The 24,647-nt window shown below is 58.5% G+C and carries 16 protein-coding genes; 12 read left to right on the top strand and 4 right to left on the bottom strand.

Annotated features, from left to right (window positions below):
* Nucleotides 1-4: 4 nt before the first annotated feature.
* The 6 genes from C7123_RS00725 (at nt 5) to C7123_RS00695 (ending at nt 10,020) form a co-directional block, all read left to right on the top strand.
* A complete protein-coding gene (locus C7123_RS00725) occupies nt 5-253 on the top strand; it encodes a hypothetical protein (RefSeq protein ID WP_069175435.1) in 249 nt (82 codons plus the stop codon).
* A gap of 204 nt (nt 254-457) precedes the next feature.
* Nucleotides 458-1,867, top strand: coding sequence for a precorrin-3B C(17)-methyltransferase (gene cobJ, locus C7123_RS00720; RefSeq protein WP_069175434.1), 1,410 nt, complete (start codon nt 458-460; stop codon nt 1,865-1,867).
* Nucleotides 1,860-3,068 (top strand): bifunctional cobalt-precorrin-7 (C(5))-methyltransferase/cobalt-precorrin-6B (C(15))-methyltransferase, encoded by a 1,209-nt coding sequence (locus C7123_RS00715; protein WP_069175433.1) that lies wholly within the window; start codon nt 1,860-1,862, stop codon nt 3,066-3,068. Before cobJ ends, C7123_RS00715 begins: the two co-directional genes overlap by 8 nt.
* A 687-nt stretch (nt 3,069-3,755) precedes the next feature.
* Nucleotides 3,756-5,699, top strand: a complete 1,944-nt coding sequence (cobM, locus tag C7123_RS00705) for a precorrin-4 C(11)-methyltransferase (RefSeq protein WP_083206890.1) — start codon at nt 3,756-3,758, stop codon at nt 5,697-5,699.
* The gene (gene cbiD / locus C7123_RS00700) at nt 5,696-7,498 is read left to right on the top strand and encodes a cobalt-precorrin-5B (C(1))-methyltransferase CbiD (RefSeq protein WP_069175432.1); all 1,803 of its coding nucleotides are present in this window, start codon (nt 5,696-5,698) and stop codon (nt 7,496-7,498) included. Before cobM ends, cbiD begins: the two co-directional genes overlap by 4 nt.
* Nucleotides 7,499-7,704: 206 nt before the next feature.
* On the top strand, nt 7,705-10,020 hold the full coding sequence (locus C7123_RS00695) for an outer membrane beta-barrel family protein (RefSeq protein WP_069175431.1): 2,316 nt from the start codon (nt 7,705-7,707) through the stop codon (nt 10,018-10,020).
* Between the two features lie 40 nt (nt 10,021-10,060).
* On the opposite strand, the gene C7123_RS00690 is transcribed toward C7123_RS00695, so the two are convergent.
* The 3 genes from C7123_RS00690 to C7123_RS00680 are packed head-to-tail and all read right to left on the bottom strand — an operon-like array spanning nt 10,061 to nt 12,044.
* Nucleotides 10,061-10,405, bottom strand: coding sequence for a type II toxin-antitoxin system RelE/ParE family toxin (locus C7123_RS00690; protein WP_069175430.1), 345 nt, complete (start codon nt 10,403-10,405; stop codon nt 10,061-10,063).
* Nucleotides 10,395-10,643, bottom strand: a complete 249-nt coding sequence (locus C7123_RS00685; protein WP_037984668.1) for a hypothetical protein — start codon at nt 10,641-10,643, stop codon at nt 10,395-10,397. The genes C7123_RS00690 and C7123_RS00685 overlap by 11 nt, the downstream gene beginning before the upstream one ends.
* 39 nt (nt 10,644-10,682) lie before the next feature.
* Nucleotides 10,683-12,044, bottom strand: coding sequence for a CoA-binding protein (locus C7123_RS00680; RefSeq protein WP_069175429.1), 1,362 nt, complete (start codon nt 12,042-12,044; stop codon nt 10,683-10,685).
* Nucleotides 12,045-12,512: 468 nt separating this feature from the next.
* On the opposite strand from C7123_RS00680, the gene C7123_RS00675 reads away from it, so the two are divergent.
* From C7123_RS00675 to C7123_RS00665, 3 genes are all read left to right on the top strand, one after another.
* Entirely contained in the window at nt 12,513-14,738 is a 2,226-nt protein-coding gene (locus tag C7123_RS00675; RefSeq protein ID WP_069175428.1) for a TonB-dependent receptor, read from the top strand.
* Between the two features lie 165 nt (nt 14,739-14,903).
* Entirely contained in the window at nt 14,904-15,227 is a 324-nt protein-coding gene (locus tag C7123_RS00670; protein WP_069175427.1) for a cation transporter, read from the top strand.
* A gap of 109 nt (nt 15,228-15,336) precedes the next feature.
* Nucleotides 15,337-15,951 carry a flavin reductase family protein gene (locus C7123_RS00665; protein WP_159049783.1) on the top strand — a complete coding sequence of 205 codons (615 nt, stop codon included), beginning with the start codon at nt 15,337-15,339 and terminating at the stop codon, nt 15,949-15,951.
* 462 nt (nt 15,952-16,413) lie between these two features.
* On the opposite strand, the gene C7123_RS00660 is transcribed toward C7123_RS00665, so the two are convergent.
* Complete coding sequence (locus C7123_RS00660) at nt 16,414-18,117, bottom strand: LTA synthase family protein (RefSeq protein WP_237269324.1); 1,704 nt, start codon at nt 18,115-18,117, stop codon at nt 16,414-16,416.
* A gap of 697 nt (nt 18,118-18,814) precedes the next feature.
* Here C7123_RS00660 and C7123_RS00655 point away from each other — a divergent pair.
* The 3 genes from C7123_RS00655 (at nt 18,815) to C7123_RS00640 (ending at nt 24,491) form a co-directional block, all read left to right on the top strand.
* Nucleotides 18,815-20,164, top strand: a complete 1,350-nt coding sequence (locus C7123_RS00655; RefSeq protein WP_237269323.1) for a TolC family protein — start codon at nt 18,815-18,817, stop codon at nt 20,162-20,164.
* A 253-nt stretch (nt 20,165-20,417) separates the two neighbouring features.
* Complete coding sequence (locus tag C7123_RS00650) at nt 20,418-21,671, top strand: efflux RND transporter periplasmic adaptor subunit (protein ID WP_069175425.1); 1,254 nt, start codon at nt 20,418-20,420, stop codon at nt 21,669-21,671.
* A gap of 429 nt (nt 21,672-22,100) precedes the next feature.
* On the top strand, nt 22,101-24,491 hold the full coding sequence (locus C7123_RS00640) for an FtsX-like permease family protein (protein ID WP_237269322.1): 2,391 nt from the start codon (nt 22,101-22,103) through the stop codon (nt 24,489-24,491).
* The last annotated feature ends 156 nt before the right edge of the window (nt 24,492-24,647 follow it).

Genomic DNA, 24,647 nt, shown 5'->3' with positions numbered 1-24,647 from the left:
CCGCATGGAGAAGGCGTTACAACGACAGAAGGACAAACGGGAGAAAGAAAAGACGCGCCGCGAGCTGTTGGGCAAGTTGTTTTTCGACTTTGCCAAGTTGGTTTTTGCCGCGTTTGTATTAGGCGGATTGTCGCCGTTATTTCAAGGAAAAGCCGAAGGAGAAGTTTCCATACCCGCAGTCATTATCGCGGTGGCATTAGGAATCTCCGGCACCATAGTATTCGTATCGATAGGAAATAAGGTTCTAAAGTAGAAGGATATGACCTCTCTAATAATAGTATTTGCAGTGATCGATGTTATCGCCGTTGGAATATGGCTTTGGCTCTACACTCCCTCTGGCAAGCGATGGCTGAAGAGCCTTGATGATTGAATTAGCATCAGCTACGGATGGGCGAAGACCTCGGATGGCCGCTCCACCGTTTTTAGTTTTCAGATTATAGATTTTCACTACACCTAAATGAATCAAGCAAGAATCATTGTGGCCGGCATCGGGCCCGGATCGACAGGCGACATCACGTCGGCCGTCATCGATGCACTCCGACACTGCGACGCGGTCGTCGGCTATCATTACTATTTCCCTTTTATCGAGGCTTATTTGCCTGCGGACGCACTCCGCATCGACAGCGGCATGAAGCAGGAGCGACGCCGCGCCGAGGAAGCCTTCCGTGTGGCTGAGGAGGGGCGTACCGTCTGCGTCATCAGCTCCGGCGACGCGGGGATTTACGGCATGGCCTCCCTCATTCTTGAGATGAAACACAAGCGCGGCAGCCACGTAGAGGTGGAGGTGTTGCCCGGCATCAGCGCTTTCCAGAAGGCCGGCGCATTGCTCGGCGCACCGATGGGACACGACTTCTGCGTCATCTCCCTTTCCGATCTCATGACGCCGTGGCTACTCATCGAACGGCGCATCATTGCCGCAGCAGAGGCCGACTTCATTACGGCCGTGTATAACCCGAAAAGCGACAGCCGATACTGGCAACTCTATCGCCTGAAGGAACTCTTCCTGGCACGTCGTGCACCGGAGACGCCCGTGGGAATCGTGCGGCAGGCTGGGCGAGACGGCGAGACGACGACCGTCACCACGTTGGCCGACTTTGACCCCGAGCAGGCGGACATGTTCACCGTCGTGCTGATCGGCAACTCGCAATCGTACGCCGTAGGCAACACCTTCGTCACGCCACGCGGATACTACCGCGAGATGGAGCGTGAGGAGGGCGTCAACGTCGGGCAGGGGATTATGATCGAGAGCTTCCGTACCATCGAGCGTGAGCTGAAGCATCCCGACATCCCGCTCGACCGTAAGTGGGCGATGCTGCACGCTATCCACACGACGGCCGACTTCGACATGGAGCGCCTGCTCTGGACTGATCCGGGCGCCGTGGCCGAGATGTACGAGCGACTCAGCTCGGGGCGTACGCGGACGATCGTGACTGACGTGACGATGGTGATGTCCGGCATCCGCAAGGGCGCGCTGCAACGCATGGGCATCGAGGCCAAGTGCTACCTGGCTGACGAACGCGCCGTGAAGATGGCGGCCGAGAAGGGCATCACCCGCGCACAGGCCGGCATCCGCGTGGCCGTAGAGGAACATCCCGACGCACTCTTTGCCTTCGGGAACGCGCCCACGGCGCTGATGGAGCTGTGCACCTTGATCCGTCGCGGCAAGGCGCGGCCGAGCGGCATCGTGGCGGCACCCGTGGGCTTCGTGCACGTCTGCGAGAGCAAGGAGATGGTGAAGCCGTTCACGGACATCCCCAAGGTGATCATCGAGGGACGCAAGGGCGGCAGCAACCTCGCCGCGACGCTCGTCAACTCCGCCCTCACCTTTAACGACGCGGCGCAACTGCGCCCGGGACGCGATGTCTGAGCCGCGACGCACGTTCTACGTCGTCGGTATCAGCGACGAGCGCGACGTCCAACTGCCCGCCGCGGTGCGCGAACGCATCGCCCGCGGACACGTCTTCTCCGGCGGACGCCGTCACCGCGAGATCGTCGGTGGGTGGCTCCCCGAGGGCGCCGTGTGGATCGATATCACGGTGCCCTTGGATCGCGTCTTCGAGCAGTACCGCGACCACCGCGACATCATCGTCTTTGCCTCCGGCGACCCGCTTTTCTTCGGTTACGCCGTCACGCTTCGCCGCGTCTTCCCCGACGCCGCGATCGAGACGTGCCCCTCGTTCAACTCGCTGCAACTGCTTGTCCATCGGCTCGGCATGCCGTATAACGAGATGATCCCCGTATCGCTCACCGGCCGGCCGTGGGACGACTTCGACGCGGCGCTGATCGAGCGGCGGCCGCTCCTAGGCATCCTCACCGACCGCGAGAAGACGCCCGCCGTGATCGCCCGTCGGATGATCGAATACGGCTACGGCGACGATTACCGCATGCACACCGGTGAGCGCCTCGGCAACGAGACGGACGAGCGCATCCGTACGCTTACGCTCTCCGAAGCCGCCGCGGCCACGTTCACGCACCCGAACAACCTGATCTTGGAACGCATCCGCCGGCGGCCACGCCCGTTCGGTATCCCCGAGAGCGAGTTCCACCTGCTCGACGGCCGCGTGAAGATGATCACCAAGCGGCCCGTGCGCCTGCTCTCGCTCAGCATGCTCGACCTGCACAACCGCACGTCGCTGTGGGACGTCGGCTTCTGCACCGGCTCGGTGTCCGTCGAGGCGCGGCTGCAATTCCCACACCTCCGCGTCACGGCCTTCGAGATCCGCCCCGGCTGTCGGGAGATCCTCGCCGCCAACTGCCGACGGTTCGGCACGCCGGGCATCACGCCGGTGATGGGCGACTTTATGGAGGCCGACACGACCGACTTGCCCGCTCCCGACGCCGTCTTTATCGGCGGCCACGGTGGGCGACTGGCGGACATGCTGCGTAAGATCGACGGTGTGATGCGCCCCGGCGGCGTGATCGTCTTCAACTCCGTCAGCGAGGAGAGTCGGCAGCTATTTACCGACGGACTCGCCGCCATCGGCCGTCGCATCACGGAGTGCGTCCGCCTGACCGTCGACGCGAACAATGCGATCGACGTGATGAAGGCGGCCTGCACTTTGCGCTGAAGCCAAACAGGGCCCCTGTTTAGGTTACTCCAGTTTGTGCGGAGCCAAACAGGCGCCTGTTTAGGTCAATCCAGTCTGCGCGACGCCAAACAGGCGCCTGTTTAGGCCAATCCGGTTTGCGCGACGCCAAACAGGCGCATGTTTAAGTCAGTCCAGTTTGCGCGACACCAAACAGGCGCCTGTTTGGGCCAATCCAGTCTGCGCGACGCCAAACAGGTGCCTGTTTAAGTCAGTCCAGTTTGCGCGACACCAAACAGGCGCCTGTTTGGGCCAATCCAGTCTGCGCGACGCCAAACAGGCGCCTGTTTAGGTCAATCCAGTTTGCACGAAGCCAAACAGGGCCCCTGCGGGGGCAGCGAAGTTTGTCCGGGTACCAAGCAAAACTTCCCCGGCCTCGGCAGAGGCCTGCGCGAAGTCAATCGAGCGCTCGTTTGAGGCCGCGCATACTGCGCGAAGCAAAACACGTCCGTGTTTCGAATCAAATCAAGAGGTTTGATTGTTCTCATGGCATAGAAATCATCATATGAAAGAAGATATCGCCCTATCTATTGAAGCAGAAGAAAGAATCAGACGTTCGAGGGAGCAACATAACAGAGGCGAGTTCACCTCTTGCCGCGATGCCAAGGAAGCCATTAGGTTTCTTGAGTCATTATAAATGATTCCACCCTCTAATTACACCATCATTCAATGAAAGAAAACATCGCCATCATCTTAGTGTCGGAAGGTGGACTTCCGACGGCGCGCCTCATCAGTCACGAGCTGGGGGATGCGCCAGTGTTCACCACCCACTCCCTCGAGGGGTGCCAGACCTTCCCCTCGTATGCGCAATTCATGGCCGCGCACTTCCGGGAGTACGATCTCTTCGTCTTTATCGGCGCGATGGGCATCTGCATCCGCAGCATCGCCCCCTTTATTAAGGATAAGTACACCGACCCGGCCATCCTCTGTGTCGACAGCACCGGGCGCTTTGTCATCTCCGTCCTGTCGGGCCACATCGGTGGGGCCAACGACTGGGCACGGCGCGTGGCCGCCATCACCGGCGGCGAGGCCGTCGTCACCACACAGAGCGACAACACCGGCCTCTGGGCACTCGACACCCTGGCCCGACGTTTCGACTGGCGCACGGAAATAACAACGGGCTGCATGCGTGCAGAACCGGATGGAGTGCAAGGCGCCCAGACTAAGGGGGAGGGAGTGTACAAGAAGTACATGACCGATCCCGAATGTCGCAGGCAACGCAGCAATACGCCGGTTATGTCGCATGCAGAGATGAATAATATGATCTCCCTCTTCGTCGGCAACCAACCCACCGCCCTGCTGCTCGATGTGAAGGATCGCGGCACGGACTATCTGGAGCGCACCCTGCCCGAGCACGTCAGCGTCTTCTACCGCTTTGAGAACATCCGCCCCGAGGCGTTTCGGCTCATCATCGCCGTCACGCCCTTTATCTACACCGCCGACGTGCCCATCCTCTATTACCGGCCGCGCGTGCTGCACGTCGGCATCGGTTGCCGCCGCGACAGTGCGCCCGAGGGCGTGGCCGAACACATGGCCGCCGTCATGGAGGCGCACCGACTCTCGCCGCTCGCCATCCGCTCCGTCGCCACCATCGAGCTGAAGAAAGACGAGCCGCTCTTCCACGCGCTGGCGCAGGCTTGGGAGGCTGAAAAGCACGTTTATCGGGCAGACGAATTGGCCGACATCACCGTGCCCAACCCCTCGCAGAAGGTGTTCGACACGACGGGCGTTTGGGGCGTATCCGAGAGCACCGCGCAACGGGCTTCCGGCTTCGGGCCACTCGTCATGGAGAAGCAGAAGGGCGTGTTGAGCGCTTCGAGCGACTTCACCTTGGCTGTGGCCCTCGACGCCGATGCGCAGCGTGGTGGCTTCATCGAGATCGTCGGCGCTGGGCCGGGCGACCCAGAGCTCGTCTCCGTACGCGGCAAACGCCTGCTCGAGACGGCCGACCTGATCCTCTACGCCGGCAGTCTCGTGCCCCGCGAACTGACGGAGTACGCCAAGCCCGGCGCCACGGTGCGTAGCTCGGCCGGTATGACGCTCGAGGAGCAGTTTGAGACGATGAAAGCCTTCTACGACCGTGGCCTCTTCATCGTCCGCCTCCACACCGGCGACCCCTGCATCTACGGCGCCATCCAGGAGCAGATGGCCTTCTTCGACCGTTACGGCATGCGTTACCACATCACGCCCGGCATCTCCTCCTTCCAGGCCGCAGCCGCCGCACTCCGCTCGCAATTCACCATCCCTGAGCGCGTGCAGACCATCATCCTCACCCGCGGCGAGGGGCGCACGCCGATGCCGGAGCGTGAGAAATTGCACCTCCTGGCCCGCTCGCAGAGCACGATGTGTATCTACCTCAGCGCCGCCATCGTGGACGACGTGCAGGCCGAGCTGCTTCAGGCTTATCCGCCCGAGACACCCGTGGCGGCTTGTTATAAATTGACGTGGCGCGATGAGCGCATCTATCGCGGGCAACTCAAAGACCTGGCACAGATCGTCAAGGAGAATCACCTTACGCTGACCACGATGCTCGTCGTCGGCGAGGCGATCGACAACCGGCAGGGGCTGTCGCACCTCTACGCGTCGGACTTTAAGCACCTCTTCCGGCCATGATCCTGATCCTTGGGGGGACGACCGAGGGGCGCGCCGCCGTGAAGACGGCCGACGAGGCGGGCAGTCCGTATTTCTATTCGACGCGCGACGCGCACCAGCAGGTGGATTGTCATCATGGCACCCGCCTCACGGGTGCGATGGATGAGGAGGCGATGGAGGCGTTCTGTCGGGAGAAGGAGATCCGGCTGCTGGTCGATGCCGCCCATCCCTTTGCCGAGGTGCTGCATCGAACGGTGGCCGTCGTGGCCGAACGGCTCTCGCTGCCGGTGGTACGTTACGAGCGCGTCTATCCGCCGCGCAGTGCGGACATCATTTGGTGCGATGATTACGACGATGCCATCCGTCGGATGGAGGCGGACGGCGTCACCCGACTGCTGGCCCTGACCGGCGTGCAGACCATCGGCCGGTTGCGGGCGTATTGGCAGGCGCACGACGCGTGCATCTTCCGCATCCTCGACCTGCCCACATCGCTCGCGTTGGCCGAGCGGCAGGGTTTCCCGCGTGAGCGGATCGTCTATTACGAACCCGGCGGCGACGAGGCGCTGCTTGAGCGCGTGCGTCCGCAGGCCATACTGACGAAGGAGAGTGGCGAGTCGGGAGGCTTTATCGATAAGGTCGAGGCGGCGCATAAGCTGGGCATTGCCGTGTACGCTGTCCGCCGTCCGCCGATGCCCGCGGGGTTTGTCACCGTCACGGGGCGCCACGGCTTTCGCAAACAGATCGAGCGCTTCGTGCCCGGCTTCTTCCCGCTGCGCAGCGGCTACACCACCGGATCGTGTGCCACGGCTGCGGCTAAGGCGGCGCTGATGGCGTTGCTCACGGGCGAGGAGCAAAGCGAGGTGTCGTATGCCCTGCCCGACGGCGAGGTGATGACGCTACCCATAGCCGAGACGCACCTCGGCGAGCGAGAGGCAACGGCCGCAGTGATCAAGGATGCGGGCGACGATCCGGACGTGACGAACGGCTGCAAGATCTGCGCAACGGTGGCGCTCCGTGACGAGGAAGGGGAGGGGATCCGCTTCCTACAAGGTGAGGGCGTGGGTCGTGTGACGTTGCCCGGCCTTGGCCTCGAGATCGGTGGCCCGGCCATCAATCGCACGCCGCGCGAGATGATCACCCGCGAGCTGACGGCGCTCTGCGATGCCCCCTTGGACGTGACGATCGCCGTGCCCGATGGGGAGAAGATTGCTCGGCAGACGTTTAACCCGAAGCTCGGCATCGTGGACGGTATCTCCATCGTCGGTACGTCAGGCATCGTCATGCCTTTCTCGTCAGACGCCTTCGTCCGCTCCATCCGCCGCGAAGTGGAGGTCTGCCGTGCCCTCAGTCCTGAGCGCTTGGTCATCAATTCCGGCGCTCGCAGCGAGCGTTTCGTCAAGGCCGAATACCCCGACCTGCCCGCGCAAGCGTTCGTCCACTTCGGCAACTTCATCGGCGAGACGCTGAAGATCGCCGCGGAACTTGGTATCCCGAACGTGACGATGGGCATCATGGTCGGCAAGGCGGTGAAGCTGGCCGAGGGCTCGTTGGATACGCACAGCAAGAAGGTGGTGATGAATAAGGCATTTCTGCAAACGGTCGCTGCCGAGTCGGGCTGCTCGCCGTCGGCCAGCGAAGCTATCACGGGCATCACGTTGGCCCGCGAGCTGTGGCACGCCCTCACCGACAACGACCGCGATCGGTTCTTCCCCGCCCTGCTTCGCCTCTGCCACCGCCACTGCGCCCCCCTGCTCCCCGACGGTCATCTCACCATCCTGCTGATCGACGAAGACGGGAATATCCCGTATCGTCATGCTTGATGCGTACCCAGCAAACTTGGCCGGCGCCCCTTGGCGCCTTGACTTTCTTTTGCCTCCTTTTCTTGTCTTGACACAAGAAAAGGGGGTGGGGAATGCGTCCCAAGCAATCAAGTTTTATAGACCCATTTCTCTTCCAACCTCGATAGACCTGTAGCATTTTCTCTGCCTCTTCGTCCTGTTTGTAGAAACATCAAACCCAGACAAACATGAGACGATACTACATCTTGCTGATCGGTACACTGGCCGCAGCATGTGCGACTTACGCACAACAATTGACCGGACGCGTGGTGGACACGCAAAACCAACCCATCGAGTTTGCCAACGTGGCGCTGTATGCGCCGCCTGACTCGGCGCTTGTGACGGGAACGATCACCGACGCAGATGGGGATTTTACGTTAGAAGGTGGTATGACGAAGCGAGCTTTTCTGAAGATCTCCTTCGTGGGATACGAGACGCAGACGGTTGAGGCGCGGCCGGGTGTGACCGTCACGCTTAAGCCCGAATCCACGCAGTTAGCCGAGGTGACGGTACGGGCGAATCGGCCAGCTATCCGGCTGAAGAACGATGCGCTTGTGGCGTCGGTGCAAGGCTCCATGCTGAGCCAAGCGGGCACGGCGAACGACGTGCTGCGCCGGTTACCCTCGCTGACGACGGATAACAAGGGCAACATCTCCGTTTTCGGTAAGGGGGAGGCCAAGATCTATATCAACCGCCGTGAGGTGCGCGACCTGTCGGAGTTAGATCAGCTGAACTCGGCCGACATACGTGACGTGGAGATCGTCCGCAATCCTGGCGCACGCTACGAGGCTTCGGTGAAGGCGGTGATCCGCATCAACACGGTGCGGCATGCCGGAGATGGCTTCGGATTCGATGCACGGTCGAGCTGGTACGAGGGCGAAACGACCGACCTGCGCGAGCAGTTGAATGTGAATTGGCGCAAGAGCGGTTGGGACGTGTTCGGCACCGTCCTTTACGGCCGCGGGGCGTACCTTATCGACAGTCGCATCACGCAGCAGACGCGCCTTGATACACTTTGGCAACAGGAGAATGCGCTTTATGCCACGGGTATCGACCGGTGGATGCGCATCACGGCTGGCACCAATTGGGAGATCTCGCCTAAGCATTACGTCGGCCTCCGCTACACGCTCTCGCCAACCCTACGCGACGACATCAACCACACGACTTTCAACAGCATGGTTCACGCCGACTCGGCCTTTTACGACGAATGGCATAGCGACAATGCGCGCCGTACGACGAACGACCCTGCACACCGTCTCAATGCGTATTACAACGGCACGGTGGGTCGCTTGGGGATCGACTTCAACATCGATTTCTACACGAGTGGCAGCACGTCGCGCTCGCATGCCGTGGAGACGAGTCGCATGCAGGAAGACCGCGTGGTGAACTCAGAAAATCGTGTGCGCAACCGGCTCGCAGCGTCGAAGCTGATCCTGTCGTACCCCGTTTTTGGTGGCGAGCTGTCCGTCGGTGGAGAGTATGTCCGCACGCATCGCACAGACGTGTACAGCAACACTGAGCGCATTGTCCCGTCGTCTGATATGACCGCGGACGAATGGAACAGTAGCCTCTTTGCGGAGTATGCACGGGAGACGCCTATCGGGCAATTCGGCGCGGGGCTGCGCTATGAGCACGTTCGCTCCGATTACCTCAGCGACGGCCGACCGCTCGACGGCTTGAACCGCAGCTACAACCAATGGTTCCCCAACGTCTCGTTCGGCACGCGGGTGAAGGGCGTCGACTTGCAACTGGCTTACACGGCGAAGACGCAGCGCCCGTCGTATCGCCAATTAACAAGCAACGTGTATTACGCCAACCGCCTCACGTTGCAAACGGGTAACCCGCTGCTGAAGCCAACCCTAACGCACGACGTAAGCCTCACGGCTTCGTGGCGCATCGTGCAACTGACGGCAAGTTACCGGCAGGAACGCGACGCCGTGATTGATCGCACGGAGCGCAGCCGAATAGATCCGAAGGTGTCTCTCATCACCTACACCAACCTCGATCGGCTGCCTTTGCTGACGGCTTTTGCCACCGTCACGCCGACGTTTGGAGTGTGGACGCCGCAGCTCAGCGCGGGGTTTGTCAAGCAGTGGGCCGAGGTGGAGATTGACGGGAAGCCGGTGCGCTATGACAGGCCGATTTTTCGCATCTCGCTGAACAACTCACTCCGGCTGCCGGCTGGCCTACTCTTCACGCTCGACGTGCGTTACCGGAGCAAGGGCGACGAGCGCAATCTGCACCTCACGGATAATACGTGGGTGGTCAACATGGGGTTGACGCGATCGTTCTTCAGCGATCGCCTGAGTGTGATGCTGCGGGGTTGGGACGTGTTTCGCGGCGAGGGGGGTGGCGCCATTTACCGCTCTCCGCGCATGGAGTCCTATCAGGTAGACCGCTACGACTCGCAGGAGTTCGAGCTTACTCTGCGCTACCGGTTCAACGCGGCCAAGAGTAAATACAAGGGCACGGGCGCGGGCACCGGTGAGTTAGAGCGGTTATGACCACTCCTGGCCGGTGGGGAGGAGGGGATTAAGGTCGGTATCAAATGATGCCGGCCTCTTTGAGTAGTTCGCGGATGATTTTATCAGAGATGGAAGACTGAGCAGACTTGTCGTAAAGGGCGAGGAAACAGATCGCGCCCTCGTGCATTCCGGTTAAGAGCTCGATATGGATGATCACCCTTGCACCGCCCCGCTTACCGCTCTGCTTGGAAGTGATAGCAAGTCTGATTTTACGGATGCCGCCTCCTAAGTCTGCACCTTGCAACGGGTTTTCCAGTAGTTGCCGGGCCAATTGCCGGAGATCGTCGCGTAGAGAGTGATAGTGCTTGGCTAACCGTTTGACATCTCGATCAAACGAGCGGATAGTTCGCAGCTTATAGCTCATCAAGCAATTCCTCTAATGATCGGGTCTGTAGCTTACCCTCTTTCACGTCTTTCCATTCCGAGAAAGCATGCCGTAAGCCGGCAATAATCTCCCCGTCGTCCTGTCCGGCGTATTCCTTCTTTTTTACCTCACGGCCGATGCGGCGCAGGGCTTGAAGCGCTTGTTTCATCATCGTTTCATTGCCTTCCATTCTGTCCAGTTCACGTTGGATGGCGGCGCCCAATTCTATCGTTGTCATGATCGTCTTTTATTAATGGATTGATAGGGCAAACATAACTCATAGGCTTGCCATCCGCCCCAGCGCTTGCGCCAGTGTGACCTCGTCGGGGAAGGTGATGCCGCCGTGGCGGACGAAGTGGGCGATCTCCTCTGCCGTGTTGAGCACCGAGGGGAGGATGGGGTAGATCGGCTTGGAGCACGTCTGCATCTTCTCAAGGATGACGTCCACCGCCGCTGTGATCTTTCCCAGACCGATGCTGCCGAAGATCACGGCGATGGCGTCTGTCTCCGGGAAGTGCTGATCGGCATAGTCGATCGCCAGACCGAAGTCCGCCGCGGAGCCCGTGCCGAGGATGTCGATCGGATTAGCCACCGACGCGCCCGGCAAGAGACGCGCCTTCAGCTCGTCGGCCATCGCACCACGGTAGGCTGGCACCTTCATGCCGCAACGCACGAGCGCGTCGGTCAGGATGACGCCTGCACCACCGGCGTGGGTGACGACCGCAAAACTTTTTCCCTGCGGTCGTGGTAGCGCGAAGGCACAGGCTACAGCGATCAGCTCCTCCCGACTGTAACACCGCACGATACCCGCCCGACGGAAGATCGCTGCCACCTCCTCTTCGCTGGTCGGCTGCGCGCCCGTGTGCATGGCTGACGCCCGCATGCCATCGGCCGTTGTCCCGCCCTTGATGGCCGCGATGCAGCACCCCTTACGAACGAGCGATACGGCGTGGCGCACGAGCTTCTCGGCGTCGCGGATGTCCTCGATGTAAAGCGCCTTGATGCGCGCATCGGTGGAGGGGTCGAAGTGCTCGTCCATATACTCCAACACCTCCTCGATACCCGTCTGCGCAGCGTTGCCCACCGACCAAAGCGAGTGGAACCGCAGCCCCTTCGTCAGGGCGCATTCGATGATAAACAGCGCCACGCCGCCCGAGGCCGAGATGAGGTCGATGCCGCCGGGGCCGAGCGTAGGCACGGGCGATGTGAAGACGGCATGGTGGTGCGGGTTGGCCAGCCCGATGCAGTTCGGGCCGATAAGCGCCACGCCGGCCGCGGTGCAGATGCGGCAGATCTCCCGTTCGATGGCCGCACCCTCGGTCGACTCCTCACTGAAGCCAGCCGAGATGATGATGATGGCGCGCGCACCTTTCTCTTCCACCAACACGCGCACGGCCTCCGTGCAGTGCGCCGCGGAGACGGCCAGCACGCCCAGTTCGATGCCCGTCGGCAGGTCGTTTACGCTGCGCGTCACGGGGCGCCCCTGGATCAGACGCTCCTTCGGGTTGACGATGTATAAGTCGCCCGTGAACGGGCCTTCGATCAGGTTTTTTACTAACCGCCCGCCGGGCTTGTGTATGTGGTTCGAGCCGCCGATGACGGCGATTGATCGCGGGTTGATGAGTGCATGCGTAATCATTTGAATGGGATTTAATGGGTGATTGATGGCCGCAAAAATAGGAGCCTTATCATCTGCAGCGGCCGGAAATAATGTATTTCGAGCGTTGTAAATTCTGCGGCGACCAGAAATAGTGTATTTCGAGGCCATGCAAATCTGCGGCGGCCGGAAATAATGTATTTCGAGGCCATGCAAATCTGCGGCGGCCAGAAATAATGTATTTCGGGCATTGTAAAATCTGCGGCGGCCAGAAATAATGTATTTCAAGGCCATGCAAACCTGCGAGAGGCTGTCGAAGTGTTCGGCGAGATAACCTCCATGATGAGGCCTTGAAGCTCGCATTTCCCCTGCCCAAAGTCTCTACAAAAGACTCAAAAACCGTTTATCCATGCGCTTTCCACAGGAAATTGCACGTCTTTTGCCGCCCTCAAATGACAAGTGAGGGTGACAAAAAGTCCCTCGAAGATTCTATACACACGACTTACGTTTATGAAGTTACGATTCAAGTACACCCTGCCCGTCCTTGCCGCCGCGCTTAGCGTCAATGCGGCCCGGGCACAATTCAATGTGAAAGGAAACGTCGCCCTCGACAACGGCGACAAAGCCATCGGCGCCACGCTGCGCCTGCTCCGTTCGGGCGAAGTGGCCACGACCGACGCCGACGGAAACTTTACGCTCCACAGCAGCCACGCCACCGATCGACTCGTGGCGGCCTATATCGGCTTCCGTTCGGACACGATCGACGTCACCGCGGCCAACGCGAACGCGCTGGCCATCGTCCTCCGCGAGGAGGTGCAGCAGGTGAGCGAGGTGGTCGTCAAGGGCCGCGTGGCCAACACGCTCAAGTCGCGTATTGCCACGGTGCAGACCGAGAAGATCAACTATGAGGAGCTGACGCGTGCCGCCTGCTGCAACCTCTCGGAGAGCTTCGAGACGAACGCCTCGGTCGACGTCTCCTATTCCGACGCGGCCACGGGCGCCAAGCAGATCCGCCTCTTAGGCCTGCCCGGCACGTATGTGCAAATGCTGACCGAGAACGTGCCCAACTTCCGCGGCGCCGCCTCACTCTTCGGGCTGGACTATGTGCCAGCGCCGTGGATGGAGAGTATCCAGGTGTCGAAGGGCAGCGCGTCAGTGCGCAACGGCTACGAGTCGGTCACGGGGCAGATCAACGTGGAGTACAAGAAGCCCATGAAGGCGGCGCCCCTTACGCTCAACCTCTTCGCCTCCGACGCCGGCCGCATGGAGGGCAATGCCGACGCCGCCATCCGCCTCTCGAAACACCTCTCCACGGGCCTCTTCGCCCACTATTCGCGCGACAAGCAGTCGCACGACGCCGACGGCGACGGTTTCCTCGATCTGCCGCTCACGGAGCAGTTCAACGTCTTCAATCGCTGGTTTTATAACCGCAAGAATTACGTCTCGCAGGTGGGCGTGAAGCTGATCCATGAGACGCGTGAGAACGGTCAGACGGCGCATGCCACGCCGGCTCGCCCCGGCGATCCGCTGTATCGCATCGACATCCGTACGCTGCGCGGTGAGGTGTTCACGAAGAATGGTTACGTGCTCGACGACGAGGCCAACCGCAGCGTGGCCCTCATCCTGGCTGGGTCGTTTCACAAGCAGGACGCAACCTATGGCGCCCTCCCCTACGACCTGCGCCAGTCGAACGTCTACGCCAATCTGCTCTTCGACACCGACCTCGGCGTCAAGCATAAGATCAGCACCGGCCTCAGCCTGAATATGGATCGCACGGAGCAGATGTCGAACTATTTCGCCGACGATCCCGCCTTCCTCCGCCTGCGCACGGAGTGGACCGCTGGCGCCTTCGCCGAATACACGTGGAAGCCGATGCGCAACCTCGACCTCATGGCCGGTCTGCGCGCCGATCGCCACAACGAATACGGCGCCTTTGTCACCCCGCGCCTGCACCTCCACTACACCCCCATCGAAGCCCTCAGCGTGCGCGCCTCCGTGGGCAAGGGCTACCGCTCGGTGAACGTCTTTGTGGAGAACAACTTCCTCTTCGCCTCCAACCGTGTGCGCAACCTCAGCGTGGCGCCTGACCTGCGCATGGAGTCGGCTTGGAACTGGGGCGCAAGCCTTACGGGTTACCTCCCCATCGCGGGGCAGGAGCTGACGCTCTCGGCGGAGTATTACCAGACGGATTTCCAGAACCAGGTGGTGGCCGACGTGATGACCGACGCCCACGGGGTGCGCTTCTACAACCTCGACGGCCGGGCCTATGCGCGTAACATCCAGCTCGAGGCGGCCTACACCTTCTTTAAGACCCTCGACGTGCGCGCGGCTTGGCGCTGGACGGACGCGAAGGAGACCTACAACGGGCGCCTGATGGAGAAGCCACTCACGAACCGCTACAAAGGCCTCCTCACGGTAGGCTACCGGACGCCGCGCTACGGCTGGCAGCTGGACGCCACGGCACAGTTCAACGGCGCCGGTTCGATGCCCACCCCCGACGCCGCACGCCCGCTCTGGGAGCCGACGTTCGACCCCTACACGATGCTCGGTGCGCAGGTGACAAAGCGCTTCAAAAAGATGTCCGTCTACCTCGGCGCCGAGAACCTGCTCAACTTCAAGCAGGCTCACCCGATCGTCGCCTCGTCCGACCCCTGGGGTAACGACTTCGACGCCACGATGGTCTGGGGGCCGGTGCACGGTCGGAAGATCTACGCGGGGCTGCGCTGGTCGCTCTAACCTCTCTTCATGGGGACTTTTCCGCCGGCGGGTTAATCGGTTATCTTATTTTTGCCGGCGTCGCTCTCCTCGGGGCAAGCATCGGACTCGCCCCTGCAATGACGACTTATAACTACCGCGCCACACTGGCGCATTCGATTATTCACCCTCAAAACAAAACTGAGTATGAAAGCAATTCAATCAATGATCGTTGCCCTGCTGATAATGGCAATGGGTGCAACCCACACGATGGCGCAGGATCAGAAGGCGCCTAAGAAAGACGAGCGCGTCACCTTCGCCGTCGAGATCGTGTGCAGCAGCTGCGTAAAGAATATCAAGAAGCAGTTCGCTTATGAGAAAGGTGTGAAGGACGTTCGCGTCAACCAGTCCAAGCAGCAAGTGACCGTCACCTACAACCCCACCAAGACGGACACCAAGCGCATGATCGCCGCCTTCAAAGAGATTGGCAAAGACGCCACCGTAGCCACTCCGCCCGAGGTGATCAATTGATGCCTCGTTGCGCAGATGTATGTATTCAAGCAGTCCTGTCGGTCTACACATGACCCGGCGGGACTGCTTGCCGTTTTTATCCATCCATTATCCCCCATACGTATTCACGATGAAAGTCTCCCGCCTCCTTCACCTCCTATTGGTTGCGACGCTGCTCGCCCTGCCTACCTTATCCATGCTGGCCGACACCCCGAAGACGGCTGTTCCGACCGGCACCTTCAAAGCGTTTCCCGTGAACGAAGATTTCACCCTCAATCCCTTCACCTACTTCCGTGGGGGCCTCCTTTTGGCCGCTGGCGACCGTGAGAAGAGCAACGCCATGACCATCGGTTGGGGCGCGATGGGCTGCCTCTGGGGACGGCCGACCGTCACCGTCTACGTGGCCGAAAAGCGCTACACGAAGACGTTCATGGATCGCTCGCCCTACTTCACCGTCATGGCCTTTGCCGAGGGCGACAGCATCCTCCGCTACATGGGCCACCACAGCGGACGCGACGGCGACAAGGCCGCTGCGCTCGGCCTCCACACGCTTTACACTGAGAACGGCACGCCTTACTACGCCGAGGCCGACCTTGTCCTAGAGTGCCGCCTGCTCTACGCCGCGCCCTTCGACTCGGCCGCGTTCAAAGACGATGTGCCCCGCGAGTTCTACAACAAACGCGGCAAGGCCGGCCTCCACACGATGTACATCGGTGAAGTGGTCCGCGCCCTGCGCAAGGAGTGAGCGCTGCCGAACGCGCCCTGCAATAGGTCGAAACGATAAAAAGACGCTCCGTTATCCCAGAGATGGCGGGGCGTCTTTGCGCTGACACCCCTCGTCTCTCCTGAGGGAACAAGCGTCATGCGACATGATGGCGTCTCAACGGCCATTTTGGTCTCGTCATGCGACATGACGGCGTCTCAACGGCCATTTTGGTCTCGTCATGCGACACGACGGCGCCTCAATGGCCATTTTGGTCTCGTCATGCGACATGACGGCGTCTCAACGGCCATTTTGGTCTCGTCATGCGACATGACGGCGTCTCAATGGCCATTTTGGTCTCGTCATGCGACATGACGGCGTCTCAATGGCCATTTTGGTCTCGTCATGCGACACGACGGCGTCTCAACGGCCATTTTGGTCTCGTCATGCGACATGACGGCGTCTCAAAAACAGCATTCTCTGACGTCGAACACACGTTTTTAGCTATCCCTTCTTAGCTTTCCGTTTGAAGTAATCGTATCGGATGATCGCGTCCGATACGGGCCAGGCTTCCTTCAGCCGCTGGAGTGTCGGGGCGGCGATGGAGTCGGGCCGACCGTAGATCGTACCGTATGGATCGACAGCCACGGGCGGACGCGTGGGGTCGGTGAGGCTACGGCCCATGCCGCGCCAGGCATAGCGTCGCAGTCCGAGTAGCCGGAGCAGGGTGGGGTAGATGTCCACTTGCCCGCCGACTGCCTCCACGCGCATTCCCCGCGGTGCGTTCAGGACGATGAAGGGTACCATCGGCCGGTCAGCGACCAGACCGCGTCCGCCAGTGCTCTCGCACCACGCCCGACGCATCTCACCGAGTCCCTCATGGTCGCCCGTGATCACGACGAGCGTGTTGTCGTAAACGCCGGCCGCCCGGAGTCGGTCGACGAAGAGGCCGATGGCGCGATCGGTGTAGCGCGCCGTGGCCATGTAGTCGCGCATACGCTCGGGGTAACGATCGGAGAATCGCACCTCTCGCAGCCGCTCGGGCAGAGCGAAGGGGAAGTGGCCCGAGTAGGTGACACATTGCAGGAGCATGTGCCGGCGCGCATCCCAGACCTCGCCACGGACGATTTTTTCGGCGATCTGACGCAGCAGGGAGACGTCGCCGATCTGTGGGCGGTACCTCGGGCCCACGGGCTCGTCGTTCACGAAGCTGCCCTTTGCGATCAAGCTGTCATAGCCCAACGCCGGGTCGATGACCGCTTGGTTCCACACCATCGGCTTGTCGCCTGTCAACGCGTAGGCCCGCACCGCGTCGACACCATACTCCGCGCGCATGGCTTCGGCCAGCGAAGGGTACGTCGTGTGCGGATACTTCAGGCTGTAGGCTCCGCTGGCGATCGGTAGCAGCCCCGCATTGATCATGAGTTGGGCGTCGATCGACCGTCCACCTTTAGCTTGCGAGAGGATATGTGGCGCGTAGATCGTCAGCGAGTCGCGCAGCAGGGCGTTGAGGCGCGGGGTTAGCTCCTGCCCCTCCACCGTGCGCTCCAAGACCCAGCTTTCGAGCGATTCGGCCAGGATAATGATGACGTGTTGGCGCACGACCGTGTCCGGCAGCAACGTATCGGCGTCGGCGACCATGCGGGCGGTGCGATCGGCCGTCATCCAGGCCTCGATCCGCTGCCCGACCTCCGGCGTGAACGTCTCTGCGCCGCGAATACAGTCGTAGTAAAACGTCCCGAAGACCGTGTACATCGGCGTCACGCACGTGTGGGTGTACGAGCCTTGCATCGACTCGTAAGCCGCGCGGAATCCACCCTTCACCAGGGTCAAAGTCAGCAGTGCGGCGGTCGTGACGGTCGTCGCGATGGTATAACGTCGCAGCAAGACCGATCGCCGGAGTCGCGAGGCTTGTCCCCGTCGGCGATAACGCAGTGCGGCGGCTACGACGGTCGATGCCGGGAAGAGGGCGTCGGTGATTTTAAGTGACCCCCAGACGCTATCCGTAAAATCTCGGAGGTTGCCCACCAGCAGGTAGCTATCCGGCGGGATGGCGGTGTAGTAGGTGCGGAAATACATCAGATTGCATACCAATAATATGTCCGTGAGGATCGCCACGGCCCATGTCGTCCGCTCCATACGCCAGATGACGAGTGGCAGCAACAAAATGAGCGCGGCGAGCGTAGCGCTGAGGTATGTCTCGACCATTGAAAAGGGGCGGTAGGTGGAGGCGGCACACCAACAGACGTCAAACCACAAGAATTTGAACCACAACAGCCCAAACAACAACGCCGTACGGCGTCGTTCTGTCCGTTCGGACGGTGAGGCGAAGAGCGGCCTCCGGCTAACAAGCATATTTTTATTCCACATCGTTCAAATACGTCCGCTGCGCGGTGTCCGGGCGGGATCATCCTCTCATGTCGACAGGCGTTTGGGACGGCTGCAAAAGTACAAGGATCGCGGTCGGAGCCATGCGGCGTAGCTGCAGCGTGACAGGAGGAAATAAGAAGCTGTTTTGAATTTATTGGATGATTGTTTGATGGAATTGTTTGGGCGGATCTTTCTCTTTTCTGTTTCGGGTCTATCAGGGCCTGTTTCTGCCCTTTTGTTTCATCATTCATCCTCACATAGCCGGCTATGCTCGTCAAATGATGAAACAAAATCATCAGAAACATCCTCCCGATAGTCTCCGAAATAAATTCAAAACAGCTTCTTAGTCCGAAAAAAATGGGTGCTGAGAGTTTGTACGGCCGTTTTGCGTTTCGTTTTGTCTAATACGTTGACGCTCCCGTCTAAGTTTTTGACAAGGACTATTGGCGTGCATTTCCGCAACTGATTGAAAGCAATGCTCTTGCCTTTGGCGGCATAGTTTTGGCATGAATAAGTGCAAAACGAAATCACGAAAATGATGTACAAGAGATGGATCTTAAGCGGGTGGCTTTGCGTGGCGTTCGTCGGGGCACGTGCCCAGGAGGCGAAAACGTGGACGATGGACGACTGCATGCGTTACGCCGCGGAAAATAGCCTCAAGGTGCGCGCCGAGAAGCATCAAGACGATACGTATCGGGCGGAGTATCGCGCCGCCATGGCCGACTTCTTCCCTTCGGTGGGGATGCGGATTGGCGGGCAACTCAACTACGGGCGGTCGATCGACCCGCAAACGAACACATATAATAATGTCTCCACTTTTAATAATTCCTATCAGGCATACGCCTCGCTGCCGCTGTTCGACGGTGGACAGCTTGTGAACCGGGCTAAAGCGGCGGCGATCAACCGTCAGCTGGGTGCGCATGAGGTGCGTCGGGTGCAGAACGAGGCTGCGCTGGCGGTGATGGAGGCTTTTTCGAATGCGGTTTATTATGGCGGCACTGTGCGGCTGGCTATCGAAAAGTTGGGCGAGAGTCGGCAGACTTTGCACAAGACGCGCCGCATGGAGGAATTGGGCCTGAAGGGTGCCGCGGACGTGGCCCAGGTGGAGGCGATTGTGGCGGCGGATGATTACAACCTCATCCACCAGCAGAATTTGTACGACGCAGCTATACGGACGCTGAAAGAGGCGATGAATTATCCGGCCGAAGATGCATTGATGATGGATACGTCCGTGACGGTGTGGCGAGGAAATGCAGCGAGCCTTTCGGCGGAAGAAATTTTTAGCCGCGCAGTGACAGATAACCCTACGATGCGCGCAGCAGAGTGTCGCAGGTTGGCAGCGCAACATTTGTACCGTGTGGCGCGTGGTGCGATGTTTCCCCAGCTGACTTTTGAGGCGGGTATTTCGACGAATTACTTCCGCAACCTGGCCGACCCACATACGACGGCTTTCAGCCGACAGTTCTTCGACAATAATCGCGGCGAATATTTGGCCTTGACGCTCAGCATACCCCTTTTCGACGGCTTGGGAAGGTACACGTCGGCTCGCAGAGCACGAAACGCGATGCGGGTGGCGGATGTGCAACGTGACGAGGCGCTTCGCCAGCTGCGGACGGCTGTCGAGCAGGCTGTAGCGGATCGAGATGGGTTTGAAAAAGAGGCTGTGCAGATGGCGCGGAAGGTGGCCGCGGACTCGATGGCTTACCGCGTTACGTTACGTAAATATGAGGAAGGACTTTCGTCCGCAATCGATTTGCAAACGGCCGCGAATACGCTCATTGAAGCCCGGGCCAACTTGCTACAAAAACAACTCTCGTACGAAATTAAACGCCGCTTGGTGGCATACTATAATCAGGGAGAGCTAATCTGTGAAAACGAAAAATGAACAGCGTCGGGCACTTGAAAATGATTATCCCGAAAAAGTGCTTGACCCTTTTAGACGGTTGGAATTTTGTTTTGCGCTTTTCCACAGACGATTTTTTGGGAGCTAATCGGTGAAAATGAAAAATGAACAGCGTCGGGCGCTTGAAAATGATTATCCCGAAAAAGTGCTTGACTGTTTTGGGCGGTTGGATTTTCGTTTTGCGCTTCTCCACAGACGATTTTCTGTTTTAGGTTTTTGAATTAAGGTTTTGATCATGGATATACTGTTGGAAAAAAAGAAAGGAATACGGAAGAAACACCTTCCATACATTGCGGGCGGGGCTGCTGTCGTTTTGCTGCTGTCGTGGATTGTGTTCGGAAATCATGCTGCAACGCTGCGCGTAGACGCCCGGAGCTTGAGCATCGGTGATGTAAAACGGGATCAGTTCAACGACTTTGTCCGCGTGGATGGACAAGTTCAGCCGATCACAATTGTGCAGCTGAGCCCCGAAGAAGGAGGAATTGTTCAGGAACTTGTGGTCGAGGAAGGCGCTCGTGTGCATCGTGGCGACGTCATTGTGCGACTGAGCAACGCTAATTTGGAGTTGCAGATCCTTAATGCGGAGGCGGAATTAGCTGAAAAACAAAATCTGCTTCGAAACACGCAAGTAACTATGGAACAAGACCGTTTGCGCAACAAAACCGAGGAGCTACAATTGGATCTTGCAACTACGCGGAGCCTTAGAAATTATCGGCAACAGGAAAAGCTGTATAACGAGAAGCTCACCGCCCGGGAGGATTATGTGCAGGCAAAAGAAGACTACGAATTGGCGCGGCGGAAACATACGCTTATTAATGAACGGCTCCGTCAGGACTCACTTTATCGGTCTATCCAAATGGATCAGATGGAAGATAACCTCATGAATATGCGCCGCAATGTGCTGCTCATTCGCGAGCGGAAAAACAAGCTTGAAGTACGTTCCCAGATCGATGGCGAGCTGGGTTTGCTTGACGTGGTGCTTGGCCAGAACGTTCAACCGGGACAGAAAATAGGGCAGATAAACGACCTCTCTGATTACAAGGTTCAGGCATTGATCGATGAACATTACATCGATCGTGTCCGCGTTGGGTTACCGGCTACGTTCGATCGCCAGGGGACTCACTTCGCGCTGACGGTACGTAAGGTATATCCCGAGGTTCGTGACGGGAAGTTTAGGACGGATTTTGTGTTTACCGGCGAACGTCCGGATAACATTCGGAGTGGGCAGACGTATTACATCAATCTCGAACTCGGTCAGCCGACGGAGGCGGTGGTTATCCCGAAAGGAACCTTCTTCCAGAATACGGGTGGGAACTGGATCTTCGTTCTTGATCGGGACGGGAAAAAGGCGTATCGACGCCGCATAAAGATCGGCCGGCAGAATCCTCAATACTATGAAGTTACCGAGGGTCTCGAACCGGGAGAAAAAGTGATCGTGTCGGGCTACGAGAGTTATAAAGACAGCGAGGTGCTGATCCTGGAAAAGTGAACCGTAAAAAACAGAGAGCCGAAAACGGTGCTTCCGGTCTGCATGAAAAATTTTTAGCCCTCGTTTTTTGTCCTTCCGATAGGTTCGTATTTATTTTTTCGGTCTGAATTGGTTGTGCTGCTTTACATGATCCTTTTTCCGTTCGTAGATTTTCATTTTGAGTGTAACAATAGTTCCACGGTTCGGTCTGAATCATTTGTGCTGATTTACATGATCCTTTTTCCGCTCGTAGATTTTCATTTTGAGTTCAATAATAGTTCCACGGTTTGGTCTGAATTGGTTGTGCCGTTTTACATGATCCTTTTTCCGTTTGTAGATTTTCATTTTTAGTTCAACAACAGTTCCACGGATTGGTCTGAATGGGTTGTTCCGTTTTACATGATCCTTTTTCAGTTTGTAGATTTTCATTTTTAGTTCAACAATACCTCTATGATGACGAATTATTTCCTCTCGGCTTTTCGTTCGCTGACTAAACGCGGGCGAAATCATGGCATGAAAATCCTCTCGCTCGGTGTCGGGCTGGCGATGGGGCTGGTGCTGATTGCCAAGGTCTTTTTTGAGCAGTCGTACGATACGTTCTATCCGGATGCAGACCGTATTTATCGCATGAATGAGATATATGTAATAAACGGAGAGCTCAAAAATCATGAACAGGTTAGTGGCGGTGTGGCCGTAGGTATGCGGCAGGATGTGGCGGGTGTGCAGCAAGCCACGCGTTGCACCTGGATCTATATCGGGAACGTGTACACCGACGACAAGAAAAAAATCTCGATAAATATGATCGCGGCGGACGACTCCTTTTTTAATGTCCTCCCGAGGCCGATGCTGCAAGGCAACGCGGAGAAAATCCTTAGCGCGCCGAGGGGCGATCGGTTGATCATGGTCTCTAAAGCGTTGGCGGATAAGCTCGGGGGAGATGTCGTGGGAAAAATCCTCCGGGCGGAAAACTGGGGGGGAGAGGTGCTGACCATCGGCGGCGTGTTTGAGACGATCCCGGAAAACGCCACGCTCAAATATGACGCCGTGATTTCGATCGATCTGCTTCGCACGCCCGATTTTGACGGCACGATGAATTGGATCGGAAACGATCGATATATGGCTTTCGTCAAATTGCAGCCGGGCGTTTCGGCAGATAGCCTTTCCGACGCCATGCACGCTATGCAGGAAAAACATCAGGATCTGGAGCAGTTAAAAAAGGCCGGTGTGGAGCTGAGCTACTCCCTCACGCCCCTGAACGACCTTCACGACAGTCTGCCCGAAGTGCGCCGGATGACGTGGCTGCTTCTTTTGCTTGCGTTTGCGCTTGTTTTTACGGCGGTCATGAATTATGTGCTGATCGTCGTCTCTTCCTTAGTGTCGAGAACGAAGGAAGTGGCTGTGCATAAATGTTATGGCGCCTCGGGACGCGATATTGTCCGAATGATCCTTTCCGAAACGTTCCTCCATTTGATCCTTTCACTGCTGCTTGCCGTCGCCCTCATTCTGGCTTTTCGCGCGACGGTTGAAGAGCTGCTCGACGCCTCGCTGGGGGCACTCTTTACGACGCGCAGCCTTATTTTTTTGTTCGCCATTTGCCTCGTGGTCTTCCTCACGGCCGGATTATTGCCCGGTAGACTCTTCGCGCGGATCCCCGTGGCCGCCGCTTTCCGCCATTTTTCGACCCATCGGCGCCGCTGGAAGCTCGCCCTGCTGGCGGTGCAATTCATGGCGGTCGGATTCCTCCTTTCGCTGCTCGTGGTGATTGCCCTGCAATACCGCCGCATGATCGACGACGATCCGGGATATCGCTACGAAAACCTCGCCTATGTCAGTATGGGCGGGATAGACTCCACGCTGCGCCGCAAGCTGATCGATGAGGCGCAGAGGCTGCCCGAGCTGTCCGCCGTGTCTACATTTTATCAGCCATTTTTTACCGGGACATCTGGCAACAATGTTTATCTGCCCAATGACAGCCGCGAGCTGTTCAACATAGCCGATCTCTACGAGTGTGGAAACGGATTTTTAGAAGCACTTGAAGTGCCCATCATCGCGGGAAAGAGCTTTACAGAAGATGTCGCATGGTCGCACGAAGTGATGGTCAGTCAGCGCTTTGTGGATAAGATGAAAGCGTTTGCAGATTGGAGGGATGGCGCTGTGGGCAAACAAATTTTAGTCACGGAACATAGTGGTGCAAACAACGACGAGCCTTTTACGATCTGTGGCGTCTATGATGACATTCGGATCGGAACGATTCAAGAGGAAGACGAGCGTCCTTCGATTCTGTTTTATAGTTCTGATCCGGAAGAATCGAACTATTTGCTTCTGAAGTTCCACCACATGACGCCCGAAGCCATGCAACACGTTCGGCAGGAGCTTCAAAAGTTGATGCCCGACCGTGAAGTGGAGCTGTGCGATTGGCGCGCGGAGATGGCCGCCCGTTATGCTGATACGCAGCGCTTCCGCAATGCCGTCATGATCGGTGTTGTGATTACGCTGCTCATCTCCCTCGTCGGATTAATGGGTTATACAGGTGACGAGATCAATCGCCGGCGCAAGGAAATCGCTGTTCGCAAAATCAACGGGGCCACCCTGGGCGAAGTATTGCATCTTTTTGAACGCGACATCATTCGCATTGCGGCGCCCGCCCTTGTTGTAGGTTGTGGCGCAGCCGCCTACGTCGCCACTTTATGGCAAACAGGATTCAGCGAGAAAATTTCGCTCGCGTGGTACCTCTTTGCCCTTTCCGGGCTCCTTCTCCTGTGCCTCATCGTCGTTGTTGTTGCGCTGCATGTGCGACGCGCGGCGGCGGAAAATCCCGTGAAGAGTATCAAGAGCGAATAATGGGAGACATTTATATCGCAGCGCATCTGCGGCGTTGCCTTCGACACTCGGTGTTCGGTCATGTACTTCAGTACACTCCCTCCACCTCGGTCTTGGACGCCTTGCATCTGCACCACGCTATAAAGTCTCCCCCATTACGCTATCCATCTCCTTTGC

The organism is Tannerella serpentiformis, from assembly GCF_003033925.1.
Lineage (GTDB): Bacteria > Bacteroidota > Bacteroidia > Bacteroidales > Tannerellaceae > Tannerella > Tannerella serpentiformis.
This window is presented reverse-complemented; position numbering and strand designations above follow the sequence as displayed.